13 protein-coding genes are annotated in these 16,245 nt (G+C 43.9%); 7 read left to right on the top strand and 6 right to left on the bottom strand.

Going from position 1 to position 16,245, the window contains the following annotated elements; translation table 11 throughout:
* Positions 1 to 549: 549 nt before the first annotated feature.
* Together MSSIT_RS21080 and nadC are read left to right on the top strand one after the other, a co-directional pair.
* Positions 550 to 4,140, top strand: coding sequence for a disaggregatase related repeat-containing protein (locus tag MSSIT_RS21080; protein ID WP_052721509.1), 3,591 nt, complete (start codon positions 550 to 552; stop codon positions 4,138 to 4,140).
* Positions 4,141 to 4,507: 367 nt separating this feature from the next.
* A complete protein-coding gene (nadC, locus tag MSSIT_RS04470; RefSeq protein ID WP_048170374.1) occupies positions 4,508 to 5,341 on the top strand; it encodes a carboxylating nicotinate-nucleotide diphosphorylase in 834 nt (277 codons plus the stop codon).
* Here the strand turns inward: nadC and MSSIT_RS04465 are convergent.
* On the bottom strand, positions 5,325 to 5,624 hold the full coding sequence (locus MSSIT_RS04465; protein ID WP_048170372.1) for a hypothetical protein: 300 nt from the start codon (positions 5,622 to 5,624) through the stop codon (positions 5,325 to 5,327). The genes nadC and MSSIT_RS04465 overlap by 17 nt on opposite strands.
* Before the next feature lie 702 nt (positions 5,625 to 6,326).
* Between MSSIT_RS04465 and MSSIT_RS04460 the strand changes: the two genes are divergently transcribed.
* The 5 genes from MSSIT_RS04460 to MSSIT_RS04440 all read left to right on the top strand — a co-directional run bounded on the left by MSSIT_RS04460 (position 6,327) and on the right by MSSIT_RS04440 (position 12,290).
* Positions 6,327 to 7,595: a BatD family protein gene (locus MSSIT_RS04460; protein ID WP_052721508.1), complete on the top strand. Its 1,269-nt coding sequence runs from the start codon at positions 6,327 to 6,329 to the stop codon at positions 7,593 to 7,595.
* Positions 7,596 to 7,649: 54 nt separating this feature from the next.
* The gene (locus MSSIT_RS04455; protein ID WP_048170371.1) at positions 7,650 to 8,765 is read left to right on the top strand and encodes a tubulin/FtsZ family protein; all 1,116 of its coding nucleotides are present in this window, start codon (positions 7,650 to 7,652) and stop codon (positions 8,763 to 8,765) included.
* 424 nt (positions 8,766 to 9,189) lie between these two features.
* A complete protein-coding gene (locus MSSIT_RS04450) occupies positions 9,190 to 10,398 on the top strand; it encodes an iron ABC transporter substrate-binding protein (RefSeq protein ID WP_048170369.1) in 1,209 nt (402 codons plus the stop codon).
* A gap of 18 nt (positions 10,399 to 10,416) precedes the next feature.
* Complete coding sequence (locus MSSIT_RS04445; RefSeq protein ID WP_048170366.1) at positions 10,417 to 11,487, top strand: FecCD family ABC transporter permease; 1,071 nt, start codon at positions 10,417 to 10,419, stop codon at positions 11,485 to 11,487.
* Positions 11,484 to 12,290 carry an ABC transporter ATP-binding protein gene (locus tag MSSIT_RS04440; protein WP_048170364.1) on the top strand — a complete coding sequence of 269 codons (807 nt, stop codon included), beginning with the start codon at positions 11,484 to 11,486 and terminating at the stop codon, positions 12,288 to 12,290. The genes MSSIT_RS04445 and MSSIT_RS04440 overlap by 4 nt, the downstream gene beginning before the upstream one ends.
* Positions 12,291 to 12,396: 106 nt before the next feature.
* On the opposite strand, the gene MSSIT_RS04435 is transcribed toward MSSIT_RS04440, so the two are convergent.
* The 5 genes from MSSIT_RS04435 to MSSIT_RS04415 all read right to left on the bottom strand — a co-directional run bounded on the left by MSSIT_RS04435 (position 12,397) and on the right by MSSIT_RS04415 (position 16,194).
* Entirely contained in the window at positions 12,397 to 12,855 is a 459-nt protein-coding gene (locus MSSIT_RS04435) for a 30S ribosomal protein S15 (RefSeq protein ID WP_048170362.1), read from the bottom strand.
* A gap of 240 nt (positions 12,856 to 13,095) precedes the next feature.
* Positions 13,096 to 14,325 (bottom strand): DUF7284 family protein, encoded by a 1,230-nt coding sequence (locus MSSIT_RS04430; protein ID WP_231590413.1) that lies wholly within the window; start codon positions 14,323 to 14,325, stop codon positions 13,096 to 13,098.
* 114 nt (positions 14,326 to 14,439) lie between these two features.
* Positions 14,440 to 15,069 (bottom strand): hypothetical protein, encoded by a 630-nt coding sequence (locus MSSIT_RS04425; protein ID WP_231590526.1) that lies wholly within the window; start codon positions 15,067 to 15,069, stop codon positions 14,440 to 14,442.
* The gene (locus MSSIT_RS04420) at positions 15,050 to 15,661 is read right to left on the bottom strand and encodes a hypothetical protein (RefSeq protein ID WP_231590412.1); all 612 of its coding nucleotides are present in this window, start codon (positions 15,659 to 15,661) and stop codon (positions 15,050 to 15,052) included. Before MSSIT_RS04420 ends, MSSIT_RS04425 begins: the two co-directional genes overlap by 20 nt.
* Before the next feature lie 17 nt (positions 15,662 to 15,678).
* Entirely contained in the window at positions 15,679 to 16,194 is a 516-nt protein-coding gene (locus tag MSSIT_RS04415; RefSeq protein WP_231590411.1) for a hypothetical protein, read from the bottom strand.
* Between the last annotated feature and the right edge of the window lie 51 nt (positions 16,195 to 16,245).

Here is a 16,245-nt window from a genome sequence, read left to right as displayed (position 1 = left end):
TTATAATTTTTTATATACCCGTCACAGAGAGTTCCGGGAATTGGAGTACTGTACTCTTTTCTCTCTCTTTAAACCTTCTGTTGCCCGACTTTTATTGTTTTCTTAAAATCCTTTAGCTTTCTGACTTTTTTCTTTGCCTGTTCCCGGAACCTTTCTTTGAGCCCATCCCAAAACCTGACTTAACTTTGTGTTTCTCATGACATCACAACTTCAAAGTATGACTCGTCTAGCATACTGCTAATTTCAACTTTCATTTTTTATGTTACCTGCAAAAGATATCCGGAGAAATATTTTGAATTTTGAGATCAGCTTATGAAAACAAGTTTCAGTACTCGATTTTAGACATTAGAACTACATCCAAAGTTATAAGAAACTGTATTAAGTATTACATATAAGGACTATTGATGTTTTTTCGGTGAATATTGAGAATACTTCGCTCTCATGAAAAGCGATCTTTTTCTGTCAACTGTCCACAAAATCAATACCGGATTTGAAAAACCTGACATATGCTAAAAATGTCAGAATAAAGAAAGATGAAGGAGTAGGTGTATGATAACTAACAAAAAGCTGAATTCTCTATCTTTAACATCAGCAGCTCTGATTTTATTTTTAATTCTTTTTTCATATACGGCATCAGCAGCTACAACAACTTGCAATGTTAAAGGCACCAATTATCAATACTGGTCTGGTGAACAATATCCTTCAATCGAGTTATTTGGGGAAGAGTATGTTCCTTTGCTTGAAGAAGACGACCAGATCTGGGAAGCTCATGTTGACAAGCTCACCAGGGTCGTTATTGATAATGAGAGCAGTTATAATCTTACGGGTGGTGAAAGCCTTGACATTGGTCAGGGATACAGTCTCCAGGTAAAGCAGGTAGATGTAGACGGTGAGAAGGTCTGGCTAGAATTCTACAAAGGTGGACAATATGTAGATGACCAGATCCTCTCAACTGATTCCGGTGACAATACATGGAATTGTACACTTGATATACAGGGGATAAATAATGTTACTGTTTTGAAAGTCCACGTTAACCGGATTACCCAGGGTACAACCGATAGTGTTGTCCAGATTGATGGGATCTGGCTCATTGACTACGAAAACACTACGACCCTCCAAATTGGGGACCAATTCGGAAATTGTACACTTTCCGAAATTGTAAACGGGACAAATGAGTCTAATCTGGGAAGTCTTGTTTTCGAGTATGTGATAACAATAACAGACCTTGGGACACTCGGAGGGAATTACAGTAACGCAGAAGGAATCAATAACAAGGGGCAGGTAGTAGGTACTAGCCAGACAGATACTGGTGTAGAACACGCTTTCCTGTGGCAAAATGGCACAATGACTGATATTGAAACAAGCGGGTGCGATGGCTATCCCAGGGGGATCAATGACAATGAGCAAATAGTGGGCTTCACATTCATAGAGGATGATAATGCTGTTCACGCTTGCCTGTGGGAAAATGGTGTAGTAACCTATCTTGGAGTACTACCCGGAGGAACCGAGAGCTGGCCCGAAGGGATCAATAACAAGGGGCAGGTAATAGGCTACAGCGAGGGAATTGGTTTTGAAGTTCACGCCTTCCTGTGGCAAAATGGCACGATGACTGATATTGGACCGTCAGATGTAGAATATAGCGATGCAAGAGGAATAAATGAAAATGGGCAGGTAGTAGGCACCAGTCAAGACCGTTATGATCCCTCACGTGCCTTCCTATGGCAAAATGGTGTGATGACAGATCTCGGAACACTAGGAGGATCTTACAGTAGTGCCCGTGGAATCAATGATAAAGGGCAGGTAGTAGGTGTCAGCCAGACGGATACTGGTGAAACACATGCTTTCCTGTGGCAAAATAGTGTGATGACAGATCTTGGAACACTACCTGGGAAATCCAGCAGTATTGCCTATGGAATCAATAATAAGGGACAAGTAGTAGGTACCAGCCAGACAGATACTGGTGAAACTGACGCTTTCCTGTGGCAAAATGGTGTGATGACAGATCTTGGAGCACTATCTGGGATATCTGGCAGCGGTGCCTATGAAATCAATGAAAATGGGCAGATATTGGGATCCAATGGTACTGCAGTTCTATGGACAATAACTGCACCAACCAGTCCAGTTGCCAATTTTTCTACATCTCCTGCTTCAGGATATGCACCTCTGACAGTAAAATTTACTGATCAGAGTACAGGATCCCCCACTTCCTGGAACTGGGATTTTGGAGATGGAACGAACGCAACAGATCAAAACCCAACTCATACCTATTCAACAGCAGGAAACTATACGGTGACGTTTACTGCAAGCAATGCGGCAGGCAACAGTACCGTGACAGGGATTGTTAGTGTAACACCTCCCGAAGATTCTGAGGAGATAGTTTCCGAAATCGAAGTATCTGATAACCGTTTGCGTGAAGCGTCTCCTGACACCGTCTACAAGAGTTCATCCTTTGTTGACGTAGGCAGCATCGATGTCGTTGGCAGGTACAGAGATGTAATACAGTTCGATCTGAGCGAATACAACAGTGACTCCCAAATTACTAATGCTGTCCTTTCTCTCTACTGGTATTATCCAGAAGGAAAAACAAGACCTGAAGATACTGTAATTGAGATTTACAGGCCGGCTTCTGCCTGGAACTCGGACTATGTAAGCTGGAATAAAAGGGACAAAAATGTTGCATGGACTAATGCAGGTGGGGACTGGTACGATAAAAATGGTGTTTTGCAGGGCAGCGCCCCATATGCTACAATAACTATCAAAGGCAGCAGCCTTCCTGACAACAGGTACTACGAGCTGGACGTAACCGATCTCGTAAAAGAGTATGTCAGCGGAAAATATGAAAACACGGGATTACTGATAAAAGCACGCACAGAAAGTAACAACTATATAGCTTTCTACAGCAGTGACTGGACAGATGAAAACCAGAAACCTAAGATTACTGTGACTGAAAAGGAAATATCCATGGTGACCATTACTGGTGCAACAGATAATCGTTTGCGTGAAGCGTCTCCTGAGAATGTATATTCCGACACTTCATTTATTGACGTCGGCAGCATCAGTGGAGTTGGCAGGTACAGAGATGTAATGCAGTTCGATCTGAGCGAATACAACAGTGACTCACAGGTCGGCAATGCTGTCCTTTCTCTCTACTGGTATTATCCCTCGGGAACTACAAGACCTGAAGATACTGTAATTGAGATTTACAGGCCGGCTTCTGCCTGGAACTCAAGTTATGTAAGCTGGAATAAAAAGGACAAAAATATTGCATGGACTAATGCAGGTGGGGACTGGTACGATAAAAACGGTGTTTTGCAGGGAAGCACACCGTATGCTACAATAACAATCAAAGACAGCAGCCTTCCTGACAACAGATACTACGAGCTGGACGTAACCGATCTCGTAAAAGAGTATGTCAGCGGAAAATATGAAAACACGGGATTACTGATAAAAGCACGCACAGAAAGTAACAACTATATAGCTTTCTACAGCAGTGACTGCGGAAACGAAAGTCAGGTGCCAAAGCTTAGCATAACAAAGAAAACACCCGTAGTGACCATAAATGCAACTGTTACCGATGCAACGGATAACCGTCTGCGTGAAGCTTCTTCTTCCACAGTCTATCAGAGTTCATCCTTTATTGATGTTGGTAGCATCAACGGGGTTGGTAGGTATAGAGACGTAATAAGGTTTGACCTGAGCGAATACACCGGTTCTGTCGAAGTTAATAATGCGGTTCTTTCTCTCTACTGGTATTATCCCTCGGGAACTACAAGACCTGAAGATACTGTAATTGAGATTTACAGGCCGGCTTCTGCCTGGAACTCAAGTTATGTAAGCTGGAATAAAAGGGACAAAAATGTTGCATGGACTAATGCAGGTGGGGACTGGTACGATAAAAACGGTGTTTTGCAGGGAAGCACGCCGTATGCTACAATAACGATCAAAGGCAACAGCCTTCCTGACAACAGATACTACGAGCTGGACGTAACCGAGCTGGTAAAAGAGTATATCAACGGCAAATATGAAAACACTGGATTACTGATAAAAGCCCGTACAGAGAGCAATAACTATATCGCATTTTATAGCAGTGACTGCGGAAACGAAAGTCAGGTGCCAAAACTTCAACTGGTATACAGCTAAAGAGTTAAATGTCTTTTAGAAGGTAATCCGAAACTCAAGCTACAGGAAATATAAATTTTTTAATGCTTGCTTTTCGGAAAACACTTTTAATTTTTTATGAAACCAGGGTTACCAGTGTCACATCCTGGGAGTTGGAAAATGCCTGTGCAACATATTTACCGTAATCCATTTTCCACTTTGTAAAAGGCGGGACATCATTTCTTATTTGAACCAGCAACATCATTAAAGCACGGTTTAAGTCCTCTTATTTCCATGATGCAGATGTATGTTATTTTAGAAAAATAATACCTTCTGGAAAGAGATATAAAACCCAAAATACCCGTACCTCTTATAAATCCGGAAGACATAAAATAACAGGGTAAAAATCATGCTTATCAGAGAAGTCGAAAGCTTCATAGAAGAAGACCTGGGGTATGATGATGTTTCATGCACTATTGTTGCGGACAGACCTGCAGAAGCCATCATTTTCGCAAAAGAAGACTGTACAGTTGCCGGAATAAGCGAAGCTGCATCAATATTTATTTATTTTGGAATTCAGGCAGAAACCGATTTTAAAGATGGAGACCGCCTCAGCAAAGGAGATACAATTTTCAGGCTTAGGGGAGGAGCCGTATCCATTCTCAGGGCAGAACGCCTTAGCCTGAACTTCCTCGGGCACCTCAGCGGGATTGCAACCCTGACCAGGAGCTGCGTGGATGTCGTAAGGAAGCACTCGGAAAGCACAAGGGTAGCATGTACGAGGAAGACCACCCCCGGAATAAGGAAATTCGAAAAGCTGGCTGTTGCTGCAGGGGGAGGAGACACTCACAGGTTTAACCTTTCGGATGCGGTTATGATTAAAGATAACCACATCAAACTCATGGGAATAGAAGCCGCAATCAACAAAGCCCGAAAAAGCAGCTTTACACGGAAAATTGAGGTTGAGGTTGAATCTGCAGAAGATGCGGTTTTTGCTGCAAACCTGGGAGCAGACATTGTAATGCTTGATAATATGAAGCCTGAGTCAATCAAAGAGGCTCTCGCCTTACTTGAAGAAAAAGGACTGAGAAAATCGGTCCTTGTGGAAGCCTCCGGTGGGATTTCCCCTGCAAACCTTGAAGGTTATGCAAAAACAGGCGTGGATGTAATATCAATGGGTTCCCTTATCCATAAATCAAGGTGGATAGACATTAGCCTGGAAATAGTCAACTCCGAAAACTGAAACCAAAACTGAAATTGTATTTATTCCACGGAATCTTCATTTTCCGTGGGTAAATCTTTCCTTTTGGCCCAAATCTTTTTCCTGATCCACATCTTTTCCTGATCCACATCTTTTCCTGATCCACATCTTTTCCTGATCCACATCTTTTCCTGATCCACATCTTTTCCTGATCCACATCTTTTTCCCAACCCACCAAAACCGCAATCCAGAATTTCTTTTCTACGTCAGTCCTTTCTTTTGATTTTTTCTCTCCTTCTTTTGATTTTTTCTCGTATTCTTCCAACCTATTTCATCATGGATTTTTTACGTTAGTCAAATATCCCTCTAGATTGCTACGGGAATGGAAAAGATTTCCAGGAAAACATTAATGATAATATGATTTATCAAATATGTTTTTGGTTGGCAAATTCTGCTTAAACAAAGTATAATTTGCCAACCAAACAAACAAAGTCGTTTGGAATCATTGTCTCGTTTAACGGAATTTGGAGCGGGAACGCGAACATACCCCGCTGCTTGCAGTGGAATGCACCAGCAAAACTTTGATTTTATCATCTAAAGAATAAAAAGAAAGGATCACAAACTATATATCCGGCTTTGTAGAAGATATTTGGGGGCAAGGGAATAAGGGCACTGTTAAGACGACTTATCTAAGAGTGTGTCTTAGAATTAAATTTGGTTATATAATTGGGGCCGGACTTACGCGTTTGAACTGAAAAACGGTAGAATTAAACCGTTAAATGTCCAGGGTGTACATATACTATGATGTCTTACTATGATGTCTTATGTATTTGGTTTGATACCTCGCGCGAGTAATTTCGATGTAATTAATTTACGGCCTGAATTTTAATCCAACAATGCCTATTATCCAAATGTGGAAGTGATTTGAATTTTAAGAAAGTGATTTGAATTTTAAGACAGCCTCTAAGATATTCAGGCAATAATTGGGAGTAGACAAGCTTATTATCGGGTCTTTGGGGTAGCAAAAGTGAAACTAAAAGGGATTTACATAACTGTTTTGTTTGCTTTTCTTGTCCTGCTGATATTTAGCAGTACAACTTCGGCAAAAACCGAAGTATATGAGGGGGATATTGAGGAAGGACAGGCATATCAGCTTAACAATTACATAATCGAAATCACTGATATCTTTCCTGAAGCCAATACAGCCTCATATTATGTGTATGAAAAAGATAAAGAAGTAGCCAGTGGCCTGCTGGATGTAAACGAGAGTGTTGAGTTCGATTTTGAAGAGGAGGGTAAAATCCAGATGCGCCTGAAGTCCGTGCATGCTGGAGGGGTATTGCCCAGAGCCACGATTGAGATCTTAATGTCAAACTATAATGCAGGAGACCTCTACGTGAGTGAAGTTGTTGAAAACGGACGTTCTGAAGCAACTTTTGCAGGAGAACCGGAGGTTGTAATAACAAAGTCTATAGATAAATCAAAAATCGAACTCGGAGAAGACGTAACCATTACGGTAAAGGCAAAGAATACCGGAAACGATACTGCAAATAACGTCTTGTTTACAGACCCGAAACAAGAACACTTTGTCCTTGAAGAGACCACCTATGAAGTTTCAGGTGCAATTCCTAAAATCGATTATGGAGAACCGGTTTCTGAGACTCTTGTGTACATATATAAATTAAAGGCAACCGAAGCGGGAACCTTCAACCTCAAAGCCGTTAACGCTACTTATACTAATAGCGCAGGCCAGACCTACCAGTCCTCTTCTAACACTCCTTCCATAAACGTAAGTGAAGGAAACAAGCAAAGTGCAAATGTCGAAACCGCAATGAATGTGGATGCCTTATCCATAGAGAGAAATGGAGAGATAACCTCTACGGTCGTCCTGAGAAACACAGGCAATGCTCCTGCGCGGGCTGTCCGCCTTGATATTCTTGTTCCGGAAGGCCTTGAGTATGTGGAAGGCGAAGATGGAATTGAGACCGTCGGCGGAACTCCAAGAATATATATCGAGACACTGGAGCCCAATAACGACAAAGAGTTCACATATACCTTAAAAGCAAAAGAAATTGGTACTTATAATGTAAGTTCTGAAATTTATTATGAATACAACAACGGCATAGACGCCGGGAACCTGAAAGGGAGCAATAAGTCAACAACATCGAGTATCAATGTAAAAGAAGGGAAGTTCGATTTTCTCATTAAAAATCCTCTGTATATCATAATTTTTATAATTATCCTTGCAGCCGCTGGGGTCCATATATATAGAAGACACAGGCAATACCGATATTAATAGGATAACTCCAGACAGGAAAAAGTGGAAATATTCTTGAAATGGAGGAGTTTTTTGCTCAATATACTGGTAATAGGAAACGGGCAATGCGGGAACAGGATTCTTGATTCCATTAACCGGCATGCACTGGGAAGGGGGAAAAGCTGCGGCAAACTTGCCAGGTTTTATTCCACGCAGAGATTTAAAAGCCATGTCGAAACTCTTGCACTGAACACTGCAATTAATGACCTGAAAGAGATGAAATTTACAAAAGCGAAGGACAGAATCCATATTGAACACCTGCACGGGGTTGGTGCGAACCGGAATATCGGAAAGCAGGTTTTTGAAGAGAAAAAAGAGATAATAATGCGGCAGATTGAGGAGAGGGGCAATTTTGATATGGCATTTGTGTTAACCTCAGCTTCCGGGGGGACCGGTTCTTCATTTACCCCTCTTCTCGTAAAAGAGATGAAAAAACGATATAATTATCCTGTTTATTGTCTCGTTGTCCTCCCTTTCAGGGAAGAGGGAACGCTTTATCTGCAAAATACTGCCTTTTCGATCCAGGAAATCCGCCAGAGCGGAGCTGATGGAATAATCCTTGCGGATAACCAGTACCTGAAAAACATCGGGGGAAGCATTCAGGAAGCCTATGATGGCATTAACGACATGATTGCCGAACGTATCCTCTTCCTGCTTGATGCCCTTGACAGTGAGATGATGATGGTAACAGACCTGGGGGATTTTCAGACTGTCATGAGCGGAGGCGCAGGACTTGCAACGATGGGCTTTTTCAGGGCTGATAAGGAAATACCGATCAAAACAGCAATCCAGAATTCACTTTCCCCTTCAAGCCTTCTGTTTTCAACCGATGTTTACGAAGAAGCAAGCAGGGCAATGATTGTAATCAAAGGCGACCGCAAATACCTGAGCATAGATGATATCTCTACTGAAATCGAAAAGCTATCGGGAGCCGTAGGGCATGTATTTAAGGGAATAATCGTGCGCAGTAGCGAGTATCCTCAGGTCCTATCTGTACTCACCCTGGAGTCAGCCCGTGAAATGGAAAATCTCTACAGCGTAGCTGTCCAGGCGATTAATCAGGAGAAAACAAAAAAACAGCGTGTGGAAGAAGGATCTAAAATGGAAAAAGCCTTTTCGAAAATTGAAGGGATGGAGCCCGAATATTGAAACCCGGGTCCTTCTCCTTCTGACCTATTTTTTTCGGTTTGTTTCAGGTTTTTTCAGACTTTTCTATTGAACCTTTTTTGAGCTTGAGTTTTCTATTCCGCTTTTTCTATTGTGACCTTCATTGAGCCTGAATTATTTATTCCGAGATTTCTATTGCAACTTCCTTTAATCCAGGGTTTTCCGTTCTGAACCTATCAAGAAAGTTAATGGTCACAATACATCACAGTGTCAGGAATGAAAATAACTGGTCCATAATAACGGGGCCATGAAACACTATTTCCACAAGCATGAATACCATCAACCAAAATTAAAATCGTAATAAATCACACCAATTATAATAAATAATTGACTTTGTAAGAATTATTTGGAAAAATTAGTTAACTTTATGTAATACACATTCTCTAGTAAAATAGAGGAAAGTAACATGAAAATCTCCCCCCATATTAAATTAGAGAAACTTATTTTCATCGGAGTGCTTATCGTTGCCCTGATCGCAAGTTCAGGATGCACGGACAACACCACATCGTCCGAAGATGCAAATAGCACGGTTCAGGCTGATTCTGAAGGAATCACAACAGGTGCCGATGAATCAGTAGAGTCTACAGAAATCACAATTACGGACGGGTTCGGCAGGGAAGTCACTATACCCTCAAATGTCGAAAGTGTTGTCTGTTCAGGAGCAGGGTGCCTGCGCTACCTTGTGTACCTTCAGGCCCAGGATCTCATAGTCGGAGTTGACAGCCTGGAGACAAAGGAGTCAGAGATCGAAGGTCGTCCCTATACCCTCGCAAATCCCCAACTAAAGGACTATCCACTGATAGGCGAATTCAGAGGCAATGATGACCCTGAAAAGATCATCGCAATCGGCCCGCAGATAATCCTTAAAACGGACTCGAACGACCCTGCAACTGCTGCCGCAACTGCCGACGAGCTTCAGGAAAAAACGGGCATTCCTGTAATCGCATTCCCATACGGGTCTACAAGAAGCGAGGAAGATAAAGCTGATATGTACAGTTCTATCCGGTTAATGGGAGAAGTTGTCGGAAAGGAAGAAAGGGCAGAAGAAGTGATTTCTTACTTTGAAGCAATAATGGAAGACCTTGATAACAGGACGGCAGACATTTCCGAGTCCGAACAAAAGACAGTTTATGTAGGTGGAGTGAGCAGTGCGGGAGCTCACGGGATAATTTCCACAGAGCCTGCTTACGCCCCATTCCTCTGGGTACATGCAAACAATGTTGCCTCCGGAATCGGTGTGGACCATGCCGACGTCTCCAAAGAAAAACTCGTAGAGTGGGACCCTGAATATATCTTTGTTGACGTAGGGACAATTCAGCTAGGAGACGGCGGAGCCATCAACGAGCTAAAGACAGATCCCTCACTCGCAGGGCTTTCAGCTGTGGAGAACGGAAATGTTTACGGTGTAGTGCCTTATAATTACTACACTACAAACCACGAGTCAGTACTTTCAAACGCCTACTTTGTTGGAAAAGTTCTCTACCCTGACCAGTTTGAAGATATTGATCCGGAGACAAAAGCCGAGGAGATATTCACCTTCTTTGTGGGAAAGCCCGTATTTTCAGATCTGAATGCGCAATACGATGACCTTGGCTTCACACAGCTTTCTCTGTAAAACGGAGGGTATAAAGAAGTGCACCTTTACGATGGAGAGGTTCCGGCTGACTACCTCGGATATGTACGACACAAATCTATCTATATCCTGGGGGGAGTCATCCTCCTCTTCCTTATGTTTATATATTCTATCTCTGTTGGGGCCGTATCCATCCCCCCTTATGAGGTATTAAAAACACTGATGGGACAAAATGTCTCAACCAAGTGGGATGCTATTATCTGGAACATCCGCCTCCCACAGGCGCTTGCGGCAATTGTTGCGGGAGTTGGGCTTTCCATAACGGGAGTGGTGATGCAGTCGATACTGCGCAATCCCCTCGGTTCCCCGTTTACCCTGGGAATCTCGAATGCAGGCGCTTTCGGAGCTGCCGTCTCTGTGATCATCCTCGGGACAGGTAAAATGCAGTCAACTGTTGCAAATGCAGTTACAATCAACAACCCTTACCTGACAACTATGACTGCATTCTTCTTTTGTCTCCTCGCAACAGGAATAATCCTCATCATCTCCCGGATACGGGGATCTTCTCCTGAAGTAATGGTGCTTGCCGGAGTTGCACTCTCTTCTCTCTTCACAGCAGGAACAATGTTTTTGCAGTATTTTGCTGATGACACCCAGCTTGCTGCTGTTGTTTTCTGGACATTTGGAGACGTTGGGAGAGCAAACTGGAATGAACTGGCGATTATGACAGGAATTGTCCTGCTTGCGATCTTATTTTTCACCATCAACCGCTGGAACTATAACGCTATCGATGCAGGAGACGAGACCGCAAAGGGACTTGGAGTTGATGTGGAAAAAATAAGGCTTATCGGCATGGTTGTGGCGGCGCTGGTATCGGCGGTAATTGTAGCCTTTCTCGGAGTCATCGGCTTTGTTGGATTAATTTGCCCACATATGGTCAGGCGACTCATAGGGGACGACCAGAGATACCTGATCCCTGGCTCTGCTGTTATGGGAGGACTCCTCCTTCTTATTTCGGATACAACCGCGAGGCTTATAATAGCACCATACGTGCTTCCGGTTTCCGTGCTCACCGCCTTCATGGGAGCACCTACGTTTATTTATCTGCTTATTAGGGGGTATCAACGATAATCCTTTCTGTAGAAGAACTTCGGTTTTTATATCATAATCGCGAGGTCCTTAATGAAATTGCCTTTTCGATCGATGAAGGTGAAGTTGTCGCTATCCTGGGGCCCAACGGCGTTGGCAAGACTACCCTGTTAAAATGCCTGAACAGGATTCTCCACCCGAAAGGTGGAGCAGTGCATATTGACGGAGAAAACCTTTTCGACCTCGGGACAATGGAAATTGCCCGGCGTATCGGATATGTCCCGCAGCGTGTGGAAACAGGAAGACTGACGGCTTTTGATGCGGTCCTGCTGGGCAGGCGTCCCCATATAAAATGGAACATTACGGAAAAAGACCTCAAGATCGTTGATTCGGTCTTCAGGTTGCTCTCGATGGAGAAACTGCGCCTGTCCTATATCGATGAGATGAGCGGGGGAGAACTCCAGAAGGTAGCAGTAGCCCGTTCCCTTGTTCAGGAGCCAAAAGTCCTGCTCCTTGACGAGCCGACAAGCAGCCTTGACCTGAAGAACCAGGTGGAAATCCTTGCAATTATCCGGAATATAGTCCTTGAACACAGGATCGCGGCTGTTATGACGATGCACGACCTTAACCAGGCCCTCAGATACGCAGATCGGTTTATCCTCCTGAAGGGCGGAAAAATTCACGCCCACGGAGGAGTGGAGGTAATTACCCCCCAGGTAATCGAAGAGGTATACGGCCTGCCAGTCGTGATCGGAGAGATTTCGGGTATTCGATGTGTAGTCCCGGGGAGTCCGGCATGGGACTGCAGCACAGGCTATGTTGCAAGTAGAATAACGACGAAATGATTAAAGAAAGAAGGATTTAACTTCTCAAGGGAGCATAACATATTAAAAAAGTATAAAAAGGTTTGCCTTCTGGCAAACCCGATTAATTAAATCGAGAATTCCAGGATTACCTGGTAATCATCATTTCTGCGGTTTCAGGCTTGTAGAACCAGTCTCTCGGAAGTACCTTTTCCTGTTTGTAGTATTTAACAAGCCTTCTGATTTTGGATTCTGTAAGGTTAAGGGAACGCTTGTTGTGGACGTCTTTTTTGTTAACGGAAAGGTGCTTCCTCAGTCCCAGAGCCTTTATGATAAGATTGGTAAGGTCTTCGGGAAGGTTAGGAGCAACGTTGTTTTCCTTGAGGATTGTTGTGATTTTTTTGCCTGTAATGAGTTTGGCGTCAGGAACCCCGTAGCGGTCTCTTAAAACCATTCCGATTTCGGCGGTGGAAACACCCTGTTTCCAGAGGTCCAGTACAATTGTAGTAACTTCATCTGCTCCAATCTTGCACCACTCAGGTGGCTCGGTTCTGATAGGCCTGGTGGAGGAAGATTTGCCTTTTCTTTTTGTGTGCATTTTTGCCATGTATGATTCTCCTGATATCAATTGATCGATACCCGAAAAAGTGCTCTTCGGGTTGAAGTTATATCTTTACCGATTATAACGGACCAACACATCGATCGGGAGATTTTAATCCGCCACAGCAAACTGCTGCGTGGCTTTTTTCAGGAACTCCTGCAAAAGCGTAAAGTTTTCGGTAAAAACATCACTAGAGAACGCAGCATAGGATATATACTTTGTGTCGGAATTCCGGATTTCAGGTTATTAAAACGGCCTCCATAGATAAAGGACTATCCTTGCCCCCCCGGGATTTATCTGGCTGTAAATTGCCTCTATCCGGGCATCCCTCAGAGCCTGAGCCTCAGAGAGATCTTCGGTTTCGATTATGGAATAAACAGTCTCATTAATCTCACCCGAAAATTCAGATTCAAGTTCTGCCCTTATCTCTGTCCGGATGTGGTCCTCCAGCATGTCTTCAAGTAAAGATAGCTCCGTAGCAGGTACATTTTCGGAATAGTTTTCGGGATAGGACTCTGAATCAAGAGCAAAACCGGATTCTAGAAGATTTGAAAGATAGGCATTAAATTCATCTTCCGTTGAGGAGGAATTGGCCTCACCCGCATTTTCAGAAACCCCGTAAAGCAGGGTATCAAAAGACTCATCTGCTTCCTCTCCGAAAACCGACCCCGAATAGTCTGACGGGAAAATCAGTCCAACAACCGTTTCCGCCCCTTCAAGTGCTGCAGCGTCAAGAGAAGCATTAAAAGCCCGGAAAAGTTCTCTTGAAGCTTCTTCATTCGAAGCGTTAAGAGAGGCTTCAAGCACGGAATCATTTACACAGGAAAGAAGGGAATCCCTGGAAGGTACACTGACATAAAGGGGCATGGAAAGCCTGGTACTCTGCCGAATAGCATCTGCAGGGGGCCTGTCTCCAACTATAAGCTTACTACCTAGAGGAAAAACCTCCACAGGGTACCAATAAGCTTCAAACCGATAAGAAAACCTTCCTGCAATTTTCCTGTCCAGATAAACTGCAATAGTTTCGGAAGCCCGAGCCGAATAGTCCCCAGCAAGGGGATTGAGAGATACGGCTGGACCGTTTTCTGACAGGGAAAGGGAAATGGCAAGGTAGTCGGCTGTCAGGTCAGCAAAAGTCCTGTGTTTCTGTTCCTTTCCGAAAAGAGTATGAACAGGACTTTCCACAACTGAATTTTCGGGGACTGAAACGTTAAGCACCGGGAGAAGAGAGATTTCGTACTCAAAGTCCTCAAGTTTACAGGAAAGAAGGGACTCGAGCAGATAAGTGTCCATTTCTGAAGAAGTCACATATCCGGCTGCAACATACTGCTCATCAGCCTGCAGTGAAGGCATAAGAAGGACCCCGGAAAGTGAGATCAATACAAGCAAAAGCAGGGCATCAAAAACTGTAGAATAAGCCGAAGATTCCTTAACAGCTCCCCCCATTAATATTTCATTATTTACATTGCTTGGCACCCCGGAATTTTGAGAAGCTTTCAAAGACTTCAGAGATTTCACCCCCCGAATCAGAGACCCTGTCCAGAACCCTGTCATTTTCTGTATTCAATACTCCTCCAGCCTGATCTATTTTTACACCCAGGGAGTTTTATACAGCACCACAGTAAGGGTTCCGGGAACTGATTCCGCAGGGCTTAACTCGATTACAACCGGCACCGAAGCCGCAACTTTTTCCTGTTTCCCCATGAGGAAACCGGGTTCCACCAGATCAGGTTCGAGTAACCACTGCCAGCGCCCGTCTTCGGTCCGAACTTCAACCAGAAAAGGATAGTTTCCGGAAAAAGCTGCAAAAAATTTCATTCTCTCATCATGCCCGTCAGCCCCTGAAAACTTGTCAAGGGCTGATGCCGAAAGTGTACCTGGGTTTTCAGCTTGGAGGTCAGGTGCTTCTGCCACATATTCTGCAAGAAGAGACGCACTTTCGTAGTTTTCAAGAGCAAAAGAACTGTCTTCGTATCCCATATATGTCCTTGACAGGAGAACTGTAAGGACCACTAACCCTATAACGGCAAGAGCAGTGGCTACAAGATCGGAATGGGGTTCAAGGACTCCCCTTTCATCCCTGAGAATCGAAATACCGGATGAAGTGAAGGATGAAGCGCTGGATTTTTTTCCTGATTTTGGCCCGGCTGCGAATATTCTCCCAGATGCCTGTAGATAACCGGTAAGCTGGGACACAACCTCACTGATAAACAAGGACACAACCAAAAGCAGAGACCCCCTCACTGTCCTTCAAATAAATAAGTTCTTTTTTCATGGAAATATTTTCACCTGCGTTCAAAATCACTTCTCTAGCCCCCGAAACCTGAAGGAAAGCCTTAACTTCCTGAAGCTCAGCTTTAAGGGGTGAGTCTTCACACCCCTCCGCTCCGAACTCTGTATGCAGCTTTTCCCGGAGTACTGACTCGTTGAAAGGCAGAACCCCGAAAGCAAAGGGCTTTACAGCACTGAAACTTTTTTCATCACATTTCGCCTTCAAATGAACATACTCTCCTGAAACCAAAACCTCTATATTTTCCCCAAAAGGAGAACCCCGAAAGATTTCATTCTCATCAAAACGATAGGAAAACTCCTCCGAAACCTCCCCCTGAAAACTCCCTGCTCCAGCCTCGTCGACCACTACTTTGAAATCCCTGGCAAGGAAGTCAAGCTGTTCCTGGGCCTCAAGATCTTTAAACCCTGCAGCCAGTTGAAAAAAGGCTGCAAAGAAGATTACACTGGCAAGGATAAGGGCTCCCTTTGAGATTAAAAAGTCGGCCCATGCAGAATCATCCTTTAAAATGTCCTTTTCCATGCGGATATCTCCTGGCCTCATGTTTTTCCATCAACCCCCGTTTCAGAGATCAGGACGAAAAGCCTGCCAGATTCGGGTTCGAGCTTTGTTGAAAGGACTACCATATGCCTGCCCGGACCAAGTGAAAAAGGTCCATCAAACTCCGGATTCGAAAAGGAAGCAGCTGCAGGATAGAAGGTTGACTTTCCTCCTATAGTTATACAGTAATTATCCGCATCCTCGGGCCAGTTTTCCTCCAGATCAGGCAGAGCTCCAAAGTCCACAGACACTCCCTGAGGTATCCTTAACTCAAAGGCAATTTCACTCCCTCCTCCACGCATGGAGATCTGCTCGGCAACATCTATTAGTTTTGAAACTTCATCCAGGGCTTCCTGTTCCTTTGCCTGTTCCAGAAAACCAGAAACATGGACTGCAGAGAGGAGCAGAAGTACGGCAAAGACAATTCCCGTAACTGTAAGCCTGAACGGAAGTCCACATACAGCAGCCTCATTAATTACAATTTGACAGGCTGAACCATGCACCTTGCCTTCCATATATTACCCCCTCCGCATCCAGATTCCGGAAAACTTTGGAAACTCGGTGCA

This window comes from Methanosarcina siciliae T4/M (genome assembly GCF_000970085.1).
Lineage (GTDB): Archaea > Halobacteriota > Methanosarcinia > Methanosarcinales > Methanosarcinaceae > Methanosarcina > Methanosarcina siciliae.
This window is presented reverse-complemented; position numbering and strand designations above follow the sequence as displayed.